We start from the raw sequence: 14,503 nt of genomic DNA, 5'->3' as shown, positions 1-14,503 counted from the left end.
GCCGTTGGGAACGGACTATTGGCTAACCAAATTAGTTAGCAAAAAGCTCCCTAGGTGGCCGCAAAAACAACCTTATTCGCGCGGCAGCAGCACTTCTATTTCGAGGTGCAGCCACTCGTCTTCCCAGGCTTTGTGCGCTAGGCGAGCCTCCAGCGGGTAGCCGGCATCAAGCAGGCGAGCTACGGTTTCATTGCGAGTTTCGGGCAGGTAGCCGAGCCAGTAGCTATTCTTATCGCCGGCCGCACCCGAATGCACTTTCACTGCCCAATCGTCGTATTTACTATCGGCTTCACGTTCTAGGCGCAGGGCCTGGCCCACCTTAAGCTTCTTTTCTTGCGCGGGCAGTTCGGGGCGGTGGGAAGTGCCCGCAACGAGGCACTCCAGCAAAACGAGGGGAGAAGAATCAGCCATGGAGTGAAAAAGAATAAGTGGCCCTGCTGCGCCCCGCGGGGCGACTGAGGACCTAGGCACGGGCTAAAAGTAAGGCTATATAAGCAATTAGCCCTTGGTTGCTAGCCCTAGCTTTCTCGAAGAGAAAAAACTAAGAGTTAGCAACCAAGGGCTAATTACTAATCGCACAAGCGATTAGTCTTTCAGGTCGCCACCTTCTACGTTGCGCTGGTCGAGGCGGTCGGGGGCTTTGTTGCTGTTCTGCTCGGTATCGTGGCCACGCTTGCTAGCACCTTGGCCGCTGCTGCCAATGTGCGCAGCTACGCCGTCGCTGGTTTGGTCATCGGCCTGCACATTGGGGTCAAAGTTGCCATCGCCCGAGCGGGTACGCATGCGGTGGGGCAGGTCGGGGTCGGGGCCGCCCTGGCGCATGTCATCGCCTTGCTCGCGGTATTCGGCGTTAGCTTCTTCGCGACGCTCTTGGCGGCGAGTTTCAGCGTTTTCGTGGTGGGCTTGGTTTTCGTTTTCGGTAGCCATAAATGAAGACAAGAGAGGGTGAGACTGTCGATGGCTATACGGCAGGCAGTGGTGGGGCGTTGGGTTGAGCCGCAAGGCAGCAACCTAGGTTGGCCGCTTAGCAAGTTTTTTACGTTACATTCATCCCACTCACTTTCATTTTTTCTTCATGAAAAAGATTCTGCTTTTTGCTGTGCTTGGGCTAGCTACAGCTGGCTCGTGGGCCTTTTATCCGAAAGCGGTGGCGCCAACAGGCTACCTCATGGTAGTGGGCAGCGGCCGGCCGGGCACCACCTCTTCGGTACCTGAAATCACGACTATTCAGCCCGATGGTACGCGCCAAGTGCAGCGGCTACCCGACATCAAAATCGGCACCGAGCGCAACAGTACCGCCGCTGCCGTAGAGTTGCATCGCGTAGAGCTACTAAAAATCAACGCGCTAGTGGCGCAGGGTTGGCGCGTGGCGCACGTGACGCAGAGCACGGTGGGCGTAGGAGCCACTACCGAAACGGTGTACTTGCTGGAGCGGCCCTAGGCAGAATCGCACAGCAGTTGGCCCCAAAGCAATGCACTAACGAGCATCTTTTGGGATATAGAAAGCGCTATGTACTTTTCGTACCTCTTCTCGCCCTCTTTTCCCTACCTGCTCCATGAAAAAAACGCTTGTCTGCGCCACGCTGACGCTAGCTGCCATTGGTTTGTGGTCGTTTTACCCACACGCCACCAATGAGGGACGGTCACAGTACCTTTTCCTTATAAGTGACCTCACGCTGGCCCCCGAACAACAGTATAATGTAGGGCTAACTACCGTCGAGCCCGATGGCTCTTTTCATACCGAAGAGCTACCCGACAATTTCTACTCTTATGCGACGAAAGAGAAAGTAGCCGCGACGATTAGCAGCGAAAACACTAGCAACCTTTATATTAACCGCCGCAACCGTTACTCTCGCAACTTGCTACTACAACGAGAATTGCTCAAGATAAAAGAACTAACTGCGCAAGGCTGGACGCTTACGGCAACCGTACCCGACAAATCGGGGGTTCGGTATATTTTTCAAAAGCCGGCGGTACAGTAAACACTTGTATTACTGTCATTCTAGCATTTGCGCTGAGCAAGGCAGTTAATCCATACCTAGGTCGTTGGTGAAGCTGCTTTGCAGGCGTATTTCTTCGACAGGAACTCCAGACTGGTCGCTAGTAAGGCCTATAACGGCCTGCTCAATTTCATATTGGCTGGCAAAAGGCGACCTCAACAATTTCTCATAATTGAAGGCTACCGTCCAATCTATCAGCTCTGCTACCGTTTGCGTATACCAATGTGGCACGCGGGGCAAGAGTTGACCAGTCAGCCGCTCCCACAGCGAAGGTGTGGTAGGAGCCGCTTGCAGCGGAGACAGTGGCGGCAGAATTAACCCATAGCGTTCTCGCAAAGCGTGTCGATAGATTTTGAGAGCCGGGGCACCGGGAAATACCTGGCCTAGCGGCGTGACTTCAGCGCTGCCGGTCGGCAACTCACTTAATATCTGTTTGGCCACCACTGTCCGTACTGTCGATTGCTGCTGCCCGGCTACACCTAGCCGCTGACTAAACCAAGTTGCCACGTCGCCGACTGTGTAAAGCTTTTCTGCCGCCTCATCTGGTATTTCCTGGTTGAAATACCGCTCAAAGGACATGGCGAGTTCTGCAGTGTCGAGGCCCATACTAGCTTATGTATCAGACAATAGCTACTATCACTGCCTGCTTCTTAGCAACAGCCCGCTGCAGAAAGCCTTTTAACTCTACTAAGCTATCCTGCATCCAATCTTCAAGCTCTTCGTCCTCCCGGTTCCAGACACTAGGATAGATATCAAAATTCGTCATTTCTAACGGATTGAAGCGCTTGCTTATTTCCGATTGGCTCACTGTAGCTAAAGCCTGAGCAAAGGCAGCCACTTGAGGAGGCAGTAAAATGCGCGCCGGACCGTAGCCAACATCGTGTTCTTCCTCGTTGCCTACCTGCTCGCCACCCAGCAGAAGGGAGTTTAGAGGGGCCTCACCACCCCAAGCAGTACCAGTTAGGAGGTAATGAAGCCCGTGCCACGCCTTGTCGAGGTCTAAAGACTCGCCCTGCGCCTCTTCGGGCAATTCATCTTCGCTAGCTTCATCATAGTATAGCAGCACCTCATCTGGTTCCTGCAACAGTTTTTGGGCATAAGCAGGGCTTAGTTGCCGCAGCTCGCAAGTCATCCCCATTTCATCACTTCTATTTAAACGCCTGGATACCGGTAATATCCGCCCCAGTGATGAGCAGGTGAATATCGTGCGTGCCCTCGTAAGTCACCACCGATTCGAGGTTCATCATGTGGCGCATGATGGGGTACTCGCCCGTGATGCCCATGCCGCCGTGAATCTGGCGGGCTTCGCGGGCCACGTGCAGGGCCATGTCTACCGAGTTGCGCTTGGCCATGGAGATTTGGGCGCTTGTGGCTTTGCCTTCGTTTTTGAGCACGCCTAGGCGCCAGGCCAGCAACTGGGCTTTGGTTATTTCGGTAATCATCTCGGCGAGCTTCTTTTGCTGGAGCTGGAAGCTGGCGATAGGCTTGCCGAACTGCTCGCGCTGCAACGAGTATTTCAAGGCCGACTCGTAGCAGTCGATGGCCGCGCCAATGGCACCCCACGCAATGCCGAATCGGGCCGAATCGAGGCAGCTCAGCGGACCGCGCAGGCCTTCTACATTGGGCAGAATATTCTCCTTAGGTATCCGCACATTGTCGAAAACCAGCTCGCCGGTGATGCTGGCGCGTAGGCTCCACTTGTTGTGGATTTCGGGGGTGGTAAAGCCTTCCATGCCGCGCTCCACGATGACGCCTTTGATACGGCCCTGTTCGTTTTTGGCCCAGACAACGGCCACCTGGCACTCAGGCGAGTTCGATATCCAGAGCTTAGCGCCGTTCAGGATAAAGTCGTCGCCATCGGCTTTGATATTGGTGGTCATGCCGCCGGGGTTCGAGCCGTGGTCGGGCTCGGTGAGGCCGAAGCAGCCTAGCCACTCGCCGCTGGCCAGCTTGGGCAGGTACTTGCGGCGCTGCTCTTCCGAGCCGTACTGGTAGATGGGGAACATCACGAGCGAGCCCTGCACCGAGGCTGTGGAGCGCATGCCCGAGTCGCCACGCTCAATCTCCTGCATGATGAGGCCGTAGCTGATATAGTCGAGCCCGCCGCCGCCGTATTCCTGCGGAATGGTAGGCCCAAAGGCGCCTACCTCGCCAAACTTGCGCACGATTTCGGAGGGGAAATGCGCCTGCTGCGCCCACTTCTCGATATTGGGCGAAATCTCCTTTTTGACGAAGTCGCGGATGCTCTGGCGCACGAGGATGTTCTCCTCCGTCAGCAGGCCATCGAGGTCAAAATAGTCGGTGAAGCCGTTGGCGTTGGTACTACCTTTTTGGGCAGTGTGGGCTTTGGCTTCGGGCGAAAGCACGTCGGCAATAGAGGACATGGGCGGGGCAGGTTAGGTTGAGGCAAATGTAGCGCGGTCAAGGTGTACCATAGACCCTGCGGGGCCGCATAGAGGTATCTTATGAAACTACCACTTACGCACGGACCCACAGGATCCACGGTACGCCTTGACCGCGCTACTGGTAAACCACTGATAACTCAATTTCCTCCCCTAGCTGCGCCACACCGTTTACTTCGACCTCTGTACCGCCAGGCAGCTGCATCCGCAGCCGGCCGTTGGGTAACACCGCCAGTACCCGACCCCGCACGGTAGCCGGTGCAGCCGGCGCCACAGGCGGACCTACGCGGCGTACTTGTCCTAAGTCCAGTTCGACCACGCGGTCGGCCAAGCGGGCTATTTCGGCAGGGTCGTGGCTAATAAGTACGGTCGTGAGCTTAAACTGCCGGTGCACCTCCCCTAGGGCCTGCTGCAAGCGCTGGCGCGTAGGCAGGTCGAGGGCCGACAGCGGCTCGTCGAGCAGTAGTAGGCGCGGGCGGCAGGCTAGGGCGCGGGCCAGCGCCACGCGCTGCTGCTGCCCGCCCGAGAGGGCGGCCGGGCGGCGGGCGGCTAGCTCCGTAAGCTCCAACAATTCTAATAACTCGCCAACCGTTTGTTTTGCACCAGATTGGCCCTCAGCCGCAAAATTCAGATTTTCGCGCACCGTCATATTTGGAAACAACGCGTAATCCTGAAACACGAATCCTAGGGGGCGGCGCTGCGGCGGCAGCCACTGGCGGCTGGCGTGGTCGTACCAGAGTTGGCCTTCAACCCGTAAAAAGCCCGCATCGGGTCGGGTAAGACCGGCTAGCATTCGTAGCAGCGTGGTCTTGCCGGCGCCCGAAGGGCCACTGAGGGCTAGTAGCTCGCCGGGCGCCAGCGAGAGGGCCACGTCGAGGGTACGCGGGCCAGCGGCGGTGTGGAGGGCTTTGGTCAGGTGAAACTCAATCACGGGGCCTAGGACAGGTGGGCGGCGTCTTTCTTCGAAAACCAGTATAGCCCCACCAAGATGGCAAAGGCCACAGCCAGCAGCGTGCCCGCGTAGGCATTAGCTTGGTCGTATTGCAAGCTCTGCACTTCGTCGTAAATGGCGATAGATGCCACTCGTGTGCGACCGGGCAGGTTGCCGCCTATCATCAGCACCACCCCAAACTCGCCTAAGGTGTGGGCAAACGTAAGCACCGCGCCATTGAGTAGGGCGGGCTTCATATTGGGCAGCAGCACCCGCCACAGCGTGGTACCGCGCGACTTGCCCAGCGTGTACGCCGCCTCGGTGAGCGAGCGCGGCAACTGCTGAAACCCTGCCTGCAACGGTTGCACCATAAACGGCAGGCTGTACACCAGCGACCCCACCAGAATACCCGGAAACGAGAAGTTGAGACTTAGCCCTAGTTTCTCAATTAGGAAGCGACCTAGGGCTGTGCTATCACTAAATGCTAGCAGCAGGTAGAAGCCAATGACAGTGGGCGGCAGCACCAGTGGCAAACTCACCACTGCCTCGGCCAGCGGACGCAGGCGACTGCGGCTGTGCGCCAGCACATACGCCAGCGGCAGCCCTAGCACCAGCAGCAGCGCAGTGGTGCAGGAGGCCAGCGCGAGCGTCAGGCGCAGGGTTTGCCAGTAGTCAGGGGGCACTTTGGGAAGGTATATGTTGGAAATTATCGACTATAAATCAGTCATCCTCATCTGTCATGCTGAGCTTGCGAAGCATCTTCTCACGTCGGGTTGACCTAGCGTGAGAAGATGCTTCGCAAGCTCAGCATGACAGATGATTTTAGTAATTCACTTCTTACAAGCCAAACCCATACTTCTTCAATGCCTGTCGGGCCGTGGGGCTGACCATGAAGGCGGCAAACACAGCGGCGGCAGCGTTGGTGTTGGCGCGCTTTAGCACTACAAAGGTCTGCTGCAAGGGCGTGTGGGCCGTAGTCGGGATAAGGTAAAAGTTACCCGCTCGGCGCAGCACGGGGCTGAGGGCAAGCGAGTAGGCAATTAGGCCTGCATCGGCGGCGCCGGTAGCGGCGTACTGGGCGGTTTGGCCGATATTTTCGCCTAGCACCAGCTTGGGTTTTACTTGGTCATAAAGCTTGTAGTGGCGCAATATTTCCTCGGCTTTCTTACCATAGGGGGCGTGTGCGGGGTTGGCAATGGCCACGCGCTTTACCTGGGGGTCGAGCAGCACATTCATTCCCTTTGTGCTGGGGTCGAGCTTGGCGCTCCACAATACCAGGCGCCCTAGGGCATACAGTTGCGGCGCGCCGGCCGTGAGGCCCGCCTGCTGCAAGCGGCGCGGATAGTAGCTATCGGCCGAGAAAAACAAGTCGAACGGGGCGCCGTGGCTGAGTTGCTCGTAAAACTTGCCCGACGAGCCGTAGACCACTGTGGCCCGCGCCTGCGGGTGCTGGCGGTTATAAATCGTGACCAGCGAATCGAGCACATACTTTAAATCGGCAGCGGCGGCAATGGTGATGGGTGCCGGCGCTTTGGGCGGCACTGACTGCGCCACGGCGAACCGGCTGGCACCTAGGGCAATTAGGACTACTAGAAAGAAACGAAACATAAAAACAGGAAGGCAGCAGTACCCAGGGGCTACCGCTATATACCTGAAGATACAACCCTACCCCGCCCTAGGTTTCGCGCAGCAGTAAGCCCGGACGCAAAGACCCCACCTCCAGCCCCTCCCCTCCGGGAGAGGGGAGCCGACCTACTCGAACGTTTGGTAACGCTAGTAGTCGTCAGGCTCCCCTCTCCCGGAGGGGAGGGGCTGGGGGTGGGGTCCTACGCTAGATAGCCTCTTTTAAAATCGCAAATTCACCGACGCCAAGAAATTGCGCGTGGCCTGTGGGAAGTACCAGTTGAAGGTTTCCTGGCGGCCGCTGGCGCCTACGTAGCCGTAGGTGTAGCCATTGGACACGTACTCGCGGTTGAGCAGGTTGTTGACGAGCAGCGCCAGCTCGATTTCCTTCATAAACGACGGGTGCAGGGTGTAGCGCACTCGAAAGTCGAGCACCTGGTAGGCGCCGATGCTGCGGTTGTCGCTGGCCGAATTATCGAGGTACTGGCGGCTCACAGTTTTGTAGAGCAGCGCCAGGCGCAGGCCTTTCAGCGGCTGGCCCTCTAGGGTGTGCGCTGACACGGCCGACGGCGAATACGAGATGGTAGTGGTGCGGCCCTCGGCCGAAATCACGGGGTTGTAATCGGCATCGTAGGTGATGTCGCGGTAGTCCTGAATGCGGTTATGGCTGAGTGTGAGCGTACTGCTAAGGCTAATTTTGTCATTGGCCGACACGAAGCCCGTGAGCTCGACGCCGCGGCGGTAGCTGCGGGCCACGTTGGTGCGCAAGGCGGTGCCCACGTCGTTGAGTTGGCCGGTGTTCACGAGCTGGTTGCGGTAGGTCATGTAAAAGCCGTTGGCCTCGACGCGCGCGGCGGTGTTCGGACCTAGGAAGCTGAGGTCGGCGCGGGTGAAGCGGTAGCCGCCTTCCCAGTCGTTCATCCGCTCGGCCTGGGCGGGCGCGTAGCCGGGCTGGCGGTCGGTGAAGTCGGCGCGCACCGGCTCGCGCTGCCCTACCGCGAAGCTGGCGTAGAGCTGCTGCCCGTGCCCGAGCGACGCCGTGAGGCCAGCCTTGGGGTTGAAGAACGTGTAGTTGACGCGGGTGGTCACATCGGCTTGGTCGTCCTCTACTCCATCAATTTTGTAGATAATGCGGCGCACCTGCGCATCGCCGTACACACCCAGCCAGGGCAGTACCTGCCAGGTAGCGCGGGCGTAGGCGTTGAAATCAGTTTTGCGGGCCGTGTTGAAGTAATAGCGCTGATTGATAAAGCTATTCGAGGCGTATTGAGCCCAAATAACTTCGCCGTAGTGGTCGTTGTCGAAGCGGTTCCAGCCGCCACCTAGGGTAGCTTGGAAAGCACTGCTGGCCTTGGGCTGGTAGTTGAGGGCGAAGGTGCCGCCGTAGAAATAGTTATCGAGCCACTTGCGGTCGATGAGGTTGGTGCGCGTGAGCGTATCGCCGCCGATTATCACGTTTTGCAGGCCGTAGTCGGTGAAGCGGCGGCGCTCGCGGTAGCTTTCGTAGTAGCCAAAGCCCCGGGTGAGGTGCAGCGCGGCACCTAGGTTCCAGTCCGAGCCCAAGCCCTGCGAGAGGTGCAGCTGGTAGTGATTTTGCTGGTAGTTGTCGGTCTGGTTGTCGTAGGTGTAGTAGCTGTAGCGGCGGCCTTCCTGGCGCACGCGCTCGGCATCGGCAGCCGACAGCTCGCCGTTGTCTACGTAGGTTTGAAGCAGCGCCTGGTTGCCGGTAATGGCCGGCTCGGGCACGCCGTTCCAGGCCTGATACGTTTTTTCGCGGCCCGAGAAGGTGATGAATTTCAGCAGCGTATTCTTATTCTGATAGCCGGCCGAGAAGTAGTACGACTTCAAATCCGACGCCGCCCGGTTCATGTACCCTTTGCTGCTGATACGCGACAGGCGGCCATCAAACGTGAAGTACTTGCCCACCAGCCCGGTGCCGAACGATACGTTGTTCTTCCAAGTATTGAAGGAGCCAAACGAGTTTTGCGTCTCGCCATAAGCCTCGCGACGCACATCGAGGGTCGAGATGTTGAGGCTGGCGCCAAAGGCCGCGCTGCCATTCTGGCTCGTGCCCACCCCGCGCTGCACCTGAATGCTGTTAATGGACGACGCCAGGTCGGGCAAATTCACCAAAAACGAGCCGTGCGACTCGGGGTCATTCAGCGGCACGCCATTGACGGTGGTGTTGATGCCCGTGCTGCTCGTGCCCCGGATGCGGATATCGGTGTAGCCCACGCCCCCGCCGGCGTCGGAGGTCACGACCACGGAGGGCGTTTGGTCGAGCAGGTAGGGCAGGTCTTGGCCGAAGTTGCGCTTGTTGAGGTCCTGCTTGCTGAGGTTAGTGTACACCGTGGCGGTGCGGTCGCTGGCGCGCGAAGCTGTCACAAGGGCCTCGCCCGTGAGCACGCCGCCCGGCTGGAGCTGCGCGCTGAGCTGCTGCGCATCGGCGCGGCCTTGCACCGCCCGCACCAGTGGCTCGTACCCTAGGAAGGTGATGCGCAGCTCGTGCGACCCGGCCGGCACGGCCGCCAGGCTGAAGGCCCCAGCCGGATTGGTAGTGCCGATGGCTGCGCCATCGAGCAAAATGGTAGCGCCGGGTAGCGCCTCGCCCGTGCGGGCATCGGTGATGGTGCCCGACACGGGGCCTTGGGCCCAGGCGGGCGCCGAAGCCAACCCTAGGAGGGCAGCACCGGCCAGTAGTACAGTTTTAGGCAACTTAAACTAAGAAAAGCAACACGTACCCGCGCCCCAGGGGTCGGCACACAGGCAAAAACGTTCGCGGATTGTTCTTTCCCGACGCCGGCATTACCCGGTTCCGGTTCAATGGGTGTAATCTCAGCCGCCGAGCTTATTCCCGGCTAGCACCCCTAAACACGGCGCAAAGGTACGTCCCCCTGACTTAGACCCGAAATTTTTAATCTGCGACGGCCCTAATGTCCGGCTTGCCGCTTTTTCGTTTGCTGAGCATCAGTTAATTTAGCCTACGGCTAGGGGGCGGCGCAACGCGGGCCGGCGCGTTTACGTTGCCTAATCCGGCTCCGCTCGTTTCTGGTCTCTGGTTCCCACCGCCTGTCGGCCCTTTTCTACCGTCCTGCCTTATGCATCAGCTACTCTTCGCTTTAGTTATGCTTGCAGTATTTACCTTATTTATGGTAATACCGCGGCGGCGGCGGGTGCCGCCCCCCCCACCCCCTTCCGACGGCGACGACGGCGGCGGCGAGCCTCACGACCCCGGCCTGCCCGACCTCGACCTGCCGCCCGGCATCTCGCGCCCCATCAACGACTGGGAGCCCGACTACAACCGCCGGCGCCGCCCGGTAGACGTGTAGGGTTTAATTAGGGTTTGATTCAAATAAGATTGTCATGCTGAACGCCAGTGAAGCATCTCGCTCGCATCGTTGGAGTACTATCCTAACGACCCGAGCGAGATGCTTCACTGGCGTTCAGCATGACAGTAAGTGTGCCTAAGCAGACCTCACCTACCCAATCTCTATTGTGTAGTTGCAATCAAACATTTGGCTCGGGGCCAGGGTCATAATCCCTTCTTTATCGCGCAGCTCTTGCGGCGGGCCCACAGGGCTAGCCACGCCCTGCCAGGGCTCGATACACACGAAGTTGGCGCCGGGCCCTTTGGTCCACAGCCCTAGGTAGGGAAACCCGTCGAACTGCATCCGCACGAAGGGGCCGGTTTTGTCGGTCTTTTGCAGCGTGATGCGCGTGAAGTCAAAGTGGTCGAACACCAGCGCATCGTCGGCAAACAGCTCGTAGCTGAGCGGCAGCGTGGCCTGCTGGTTCAGCACAGGGGCCATTTCACCGGTGCGCAAGCCGCCGCGCAGCAAGTGTCGCTGCAAAGTGACGGGGTGGTCGAAGTGAAAGGCGTAGTCGGCAAACTGCCCGCCTTCGGACCCTAGGGGACAATTGAAGGCCGGGTGCGCCCCGATACTAAATAGCAAGTCCTGGTCGGCTGCGGCGGGGTTGCGCACGTGCCAGCCCACCGTGAGCACCGAGCCACGCAGCGTATAGCTCACGCGCAGCTCAAACTCAAACGGATACACCTCCTGGCTAGCCGCACTGTGCATCAGCTGAAAAACTAGGTTATCAGCCTCCTCATGGATGAGCTGAAACTCCTGGTCGCGGGCAAAACCGTGCTGCGAGAGCTTGTAGGTCTGGCCGTTGTGCAGGTAGGTATCTTCGGGCAGTTTGCCCACAATGGGGAACAGCAGCGGCGCGTGGCGCGCCCACTGCGCGGGGTCGGCAGGCCACACGTACTCAAGCCCGGTGGCGAGGTTTACGAAGCTGGTAAGCTCGGCGCCGTGCGCGGCAATGTGCACGCGGGCAGTAGCAGAGGTGAGGGTAGGCATTTTGAAGGAGTTATGAGCAGTGAACAATAAGCAATTAATCAACTCGACAACTGCGCGTCGATGGCCGCCCGGGCCAGTGCCAAGCGCTGGGCAGGCGGGCCGCTAACTTCGGCGAAGGGCCACCCTCGGCTTACTAACTCGGCGCGGTATAGGTTGTAAAAATGCCAACGCTGCGCCGGGTCGGGGTGCTCGCGCAGGGGGTCGGGCGCCCAAGGCAGGTCGGGCGCCAGCAGCAGCGTGAGCGCGTAGCGCGGACGCGCCAGCTCGGCTTCGACCCAAGCCGGGCAGGTGCCAAAGGCGTTCTCGGCCCATATTTTAATGACCAGCAAATCGGTATCGCAAAAGAGCAGCCGGGCGGCTTGCGGCGCGGCGGCGTCCTCGGCCGCGAGCTGGCCGCGGGCTATGGCTTCGAGGTCGGCCAGGGCATACCTAGGGCCGTGGGCTTCGAGGTAGGTGCGGGCATACTCGGGCACGAATACGGTGCCATAGTGCGCCGCCAGCTCAGCGGCCAGGGTTGACTTGCCCGCCGATTCGGGCCCAGTGATAGAGATACGCTGCATACCTAGGACGCTAGGGGTGCGGCTGGGCCGGCCGCTTCTTTTTGCCACTGCTGGCGCCACTGCTGGCGCCACTGCCAGTAGCCATACGCGGCCAGGCCTAGGTACAACGCATAGAGCAAGCTAGTCGGATACAGCTCCTTGACCCACAGCACGGGCACATAAATAACATCGACGAGTAGCCACAACCACCAATTTTCGAGGCGCTTGCGCATCAGCAGAAACTGCGCTACCAGGCTGGTGCCCGTCGTGAAGCTGTCGAGGTATGGAAACGACGAATCGGTATGGTGCGCCAGGTAGTAGCCAAAACCCGCCGTGAACACCGCGATAAACCCGGCCCCTAGGGCCCACTCGGCGGCTGTGGTGTGCGCAATGGCCAGCGGCGTCTGGTTGCGGCCACCGTACAGCCACTCATACCAGCCGTAGGCGCTCAGCGCGATAAACATCACCTGCAAGCCACTGTCGGCGTACAGCGCTTTTTGGTAGTAGATGAGGATGTAGAGCAGGCAGCTAACAATGGCAATGGGAAAGTTGAGGAGCGACTCGCGGGCGGCCAGCCACACGCAAGCAAAGCCGGTGAGCACGGCCAGCCATTCGAGGGCGGAAGTGCCGCGCAGGGCTTGCACCACCGTAGCCTGCACCTCAGAAAACGCAAAAAGCAGCATGAGCAGTAAGCCTTAAAAGCCGCGCAAGGTAGCCCGCCGGGGTACTTTTGTTCTATGCTACCCGACCTTACTCCCGCCGCGCTGCACGCCCGCTTGGCGGCCGGCGAAGATATTCAGCTCGTAGATGTGCGCGAGGAAATGGAATTTGACTACTGCCGCATCGCGGGCAGCATGCTTATTCCGCTGGGCGAAATCCCGCGCCGCGCCGCCGAAATCCGCACTGAGGGGCCAGTAGTGCTCATTTGCCACCACGGCGTGCGCTCGGCGCAGGCGCTGGGCTACTTGCAGCACCGCCTAGGTCACCAAAACTTGCTTAACTTGAAGGGTGGCATCGACGCTTGGAGCCGCGAGGTTGACCCGTCGGTGGCGCTGTACTAATAGTAAGCTGGTACGTAGTAGAAGCCAGTTATCCTTTATACTACTAAGCCCATGCCCACCTCCCCCACCCTAGCCGACCGCCTGGCCTTGCGCGAGCGCCCCGCCGGCCGGCCACTTATGTATCAGGACTGGGGCGATTTGCTATTTATGCACTGGCCGGTGCCGGCCGAGGTCATTCAGCCGCACCTGCCGCCGCGTTTGCAGGTCGATACCTACGATGGCATGGCGTGGCTGGCCATCGTGCCGTTTCGGATGTGGGATGTGCGCAGCCGCGTGACGCCACCCGTGCCCGGCGTGCGCGAGTTTTTGGAGCTAAACGTGCGCACCTACGTGCACCTCGACGGCGTGCCCGGCGTCTGTTTTTTTTCGCTCGATGCCACCAACGCGCTGGCCGTGTGGGCGGCGCGCACGTTTTTTCACCTGCCTTATTTTCGGGCGCAGCTCACCCTAGAGCGGCCAACCCCCGAGCGCCTGCACTACACCGGCCACCGCGTGCACAATGGGGCACCGCACGCACACTTTAGCGCCACCTGGCACCTAGGCGAGGTACTGCCGCCCAGCGAGCCGGGCTCGCTGGCCTTTTTCCTGACCGAGCGCTATTGCCTCTACGCCGCTTGTGAGAAGGGCCAGCGCTTGTACCGCGGGCGCATCTCACACGACCCGTGGCCGTTACGCAGCGTCGAGTTGTTGAATTTTGAATCGGACCTGGTCGAGGGCCACGGCTTGCCGCCGGTGGTGGGTGAGCCGGTGCTACATGCGGGCGGTCCGTTGCACGTCAGCTTGTGGGCCTTGCAGCGGGTGTGAGGCATTTACCCCACCCCCGGCCCCTCCCCTCCGGGAGAGGGGAGCCTGACGACTTAATAGCATTCGCTTACGTTTGCTCGCGGTCGGCTCCCCTCTCCCGGAGGGGAGGGGCCGGGGGTGGGGTAAATGCCCTAGGTGGCTGCCGTAGGCGCGGGCACAGCAAAGGTGTTAAGCAGCCCGCTGATGGTCATGTACTGGCCGGCCAGTGCTATCATGTCCACCACGCCTTTCTCGCCAAAGGTCACGATGGCTTGCTCATACAGCTCGGGGGCTATTTGGTGGGTAGTGGTGAGGCGGTGGGTGAAGTCGTAGGCCACGGCCTCGTCGGCTGATAGCGTGGCGGGCTTTTGGCCGGCTACCAACTGCTGCAGGGTAGCTTCGTCGAAGCCCGCTTGACGGCCCACGGCGGTATGAGCGTACAGCTCATAGGCCGCCTGCCAGGCGGCGCCCACCGTCAGAATGACTACTTGGCGCACTTTCTCATTTAGTGAGGTGTGCTCGCCCTCAGCAGCTGTCACGCTCATGAGCGCCTTAGCAATGAGGGGACTGCGCAGCATGGCGTTGAAGGGGCCCACCAGGCGGTCGTCAAAGGTCGCAGCTTGGAAGCCCGACTTCTTGGCCCAAGGCACCATGGTGTCTTGCAGCTGATTATAGAGTTTTTTCTGGTCAGAGTTTAGGTCGTCGGGGGCCAGCAGGGCTAGCCGCCCGCCTAGGTTGTCTTCGAAGGTTGCCATAGTGGGTGGGCGCGTCGCGCCGAATACTTGATACGCTCCGCATACGGC

Annotated in this window: 18 protein-coding genes; 5 read left to right on the top strand and 13 right to left on the bottom strand. The window is 59.7% G+C overall.

What is annotated here, in order from left to right; all coding sequences use genetic code 11:
• Positions 1-72: 72 nt before the first annotated feature.
• Positions 73-411: an HIRAN domain-containing protein gene (locus FNT36_RS13455; RefSeq protein WP_144848429.1), complete on the bottom strand. Its 339-nt coding sequence runs from the start codon at positions 409-411 to the stop codon at positions 73-75.
• A 174-nt stretch (positions 412-585) separates the two neighbouring features.
• Positions 586-927: a hypothetical protein gene (locus tag FNT36_RS13450; protein ID WP_144848427.1), complete on the bottom strand. Its 342-nt coding sequence runs from the start codon at positions 925-927 to the stop codon at positions 586-588.
• Between the two features lie 148 nt (positions 928-1,075).
• Between FNT36_RS13450 and FNT36_RS13445 the strand changes: the two genes are divergently transcribed.
• Both FNT36_RS13445 and FNT36_RS13440 read left to right on the top strand, forming a co-directional pair.
• Positions 1,076-1,441: a hypothetical protein gene (locus tag FNT36_RS13445; protein ID WP_144848425.1), complete on the top strand. Its 366-nt coding sequence runs from the start codon at positions 1,076-1,078 to the stop codon at positions 1,439-1,441.
• Between the two features lie 115 nt (positions 1,442-1,556).
• Positions 1,557-1,982 carry a hypothetical protein gene (locus FNT36_RS13440; RefSeq protein WP_144848422.1) on the top strand — a complete coding sequence of 142 codons (426 nt, stop codon included), beginning with the start codon at positions 1,557-1,559 and terminating at the stop codon, positions 1,980-1,982.
• A 45-nt stretch (positions 1,983-2,027) separates the two neighbouring features.
• Here FNT36_RS13440 and FNT36_RS25915 read toward each other — a convergent pair whose 3' ends face one another.
• The 7 genes from FNT36_RS25915 to FNT36_RS13405 all read right to left on the bottom strand — a co-directional run bounded on the left by FNT36_RS25915 (position 2,028) and on the right by FNT36_RS13405 (position 9,671).
• A complete protein-coding gene (locus FNT36_RS25915) occupies positions 2,028-2,606 on the bottom strand; it encodes an acyl carrier protein (RefSeq protein WP_317129608.1) in 579 nt (192 codons plus the stop codon).
• Between the two features lie 13 nt (positions 2,607-2,619).
• Positions 2,620-3,138, bottom strand: a complete 519-nt coding sequence (locus FNT36_RS13430; RefSeq protein ID WP_144848420.1) for a YfbM family protein — start codon at positions 3,136-3,138, stop codon at positions 2,620-2,622.
• A 10-nt stretch (positions 3,139-3,148) separates the two neighbouring features.
• The gene (locus FNT36_RS13425) at positions 3,149-4,384 is read right to left on the bottom strand and encodes an acyl-CoA dehydrogenase family protein (protein WP_233635892.1); all 1,236 of its coding nucleotides are present in this window, start codon (positions 4,382-4,384) and stop codon (positions 3,149-3,151) included.
• A gap of 136 nt (positions 4,385-4,520) precedes the next feature.
• Positions 4,521-5,333 carry an ATP-binding cassette domain-containing protein gene (locus tag FNT36_RS13420; protein WP_233635891.1) on the bottom strand — a complete coding sequence of 271 codons (813 nt, stop codon included), beginning with the start codon at positions 5,331-5,333 and terminating at the stop codon, positions 4,521-4,523.
• Between the two features lie 5 nt (positions 5,334-5,338).
• Positions 5,339-6,016, bottom strand: a complete 678-nt coding sequence (gene modB, locus FNT36_RS13415) for a molybdate ABC transporter permease subunit (RefSeq protein ID WP_144848416.1) — start codon at positions 6,014-6,016, stop codon at positions 5,339-5,341.
• 154 nt (positions 6,017-6,170) lie between these two features.
• Positions 6,171-6,941 (bottom strand): molybdate ABC transporter substrate-binding protein, encoded by a 771-nt coding sequence (modA, locus tag FNT36_RS13410; protein ID WP_144848414.1) that lies wholly within the window; start codon positions 6,939-6,941, stop codon positions 6,171-6,173.
• A gap of 237 nt (positions 6,942-7,178) precedes the next feature.
• Complete coding sequence (locus FNT36_RS13405; protein WP_144848412.1) at positions 7,179-9,671, bottom strand: TonB-dependent receptor; 2,493 nt, start codon at positions 9,669-9,671, stop codon at positions 7,179-7,181.
• Positions 9,672-10,081: 410 nt separating this feature from the next.
• Between FNT36_RS13405 and FNT36_RS13400 the strand changes: the two genes are divergently transcribed.
• On the top strand, positions 10,082-10,285 hold the full coding sequence (locus FNT36_RS13400; protein ID WP_144848410.1) for a hypothetical protein: 204 nt from the start codon (positions 10,082-10,084) through the stop codon (positions 10,283-10,285).
• 150 nt (positions 10,286-10,435) lie between these two features.
• On the opposite strand, the gene FNT36_RS13395 is transcribed toward FNT36_RS13400, so the two are convergent.
• From FNT36_RS13395 to pnuC, 3 genes are read right to left on the bottom strand one after another with little or no spacing between them, the layout of a single operon-like run.
• Positions 10,436-11,317, bottom strand: a complete 882-nt coding sequence (locus FNT36_RS13395) for an aldose 1-epimerase family protein (protein WP_144848408.1) — start codon at positions 11,315-11,317, stop codon at positions 10,436-10,438.
• Positions 11,318-11,355: 38 nt separating this feature from the next.
• Positions 11,356-11,877 carry an AAA family ATPase gene (locus FNT36_RS13390; protein ID WP_144848406.1) on the bottom strand — a complete coding sequence of 174 codons (522 nt, stop codon included), beginning with the start codon at positions 11,875-11,877 and terminating at the stop codon, positions 11,356-11,358.
• A gap of 2 nt (positions 11,878-11,879) precedes the next feature.
• Complete coding sequence (pnuC, locus tag FNT36_RS13385) at positions 11,880-12,539, bottom strand: nicotinamide riboside transporter PnuC (protein WP_144848404.1); 660 nt, start codon at positions 12,537-12,539, stop codon at positions 11,880-11,882.
• 54 nt (positions 12,540-12,593) lie between these two features.
• On the opposite strand from pnuC, the gene FNT36_RS13380 reads away from it, so the two are divergent.
• Together FNT36_RS13380 and FNT36_RS13375 are read left to right on the top strand one after the other, a co-directional pair.
• Entirely contained in the window at positions 12,594-12,917 is a 324-nt protein-coding gene (locus tag FNT36_RS13380) for a rhodanese-like domain-containing protein (protein WP_144848402.1), read from the top strand.
• 51 nt (positions 12,918-12,968) lie between these two features.
• Positions 12,969-13,721: a YqjF family protein gene (locus FNT36_RS13375; protein ID WP_144848400.1), complete on the top strand. Its 753-nt coding sequence runs from the start codon at positions 12,969-12,971 to the stop codon at positions 13,719-13,721.
• A gap of 131 nt (positions 13,722-13,852) precedes the next feature.
• On the opposite strand, the gene FNT36_RS13370 is transcribed toward FNT36_RS13375, so the two are convergent.
• On the bottom strand, positions 13,853-14,455 hold the full coding sequence (locus tag FNT36_RS13370; protein ID WP_144848398.1) for a carboxymuconolactone decarboxylase family protein: 603 nt from the start codon (positions 14,453-14,455) through the stop codon (positions 13,853-13,855).
• Positions 14,456-14,503 lie beyond the last annotated feature (48 nt).

It is taken from the genome of Hymenobacter setariae, assembly GCF_007713685.1.
In the GTDB taxonomy this organism is placed as follows: Bacteria; Bacteroidota; Bacteroidia; order Cytophagales; family Hymenobacteraceae; genus Hymenobacter; species Hymenobacter setariae.
The sequence above is the reverse complement of the archived record's forward strand: the minus strand, read 5'-3'. Positions and strand labels throughout refer to the sequence as shown.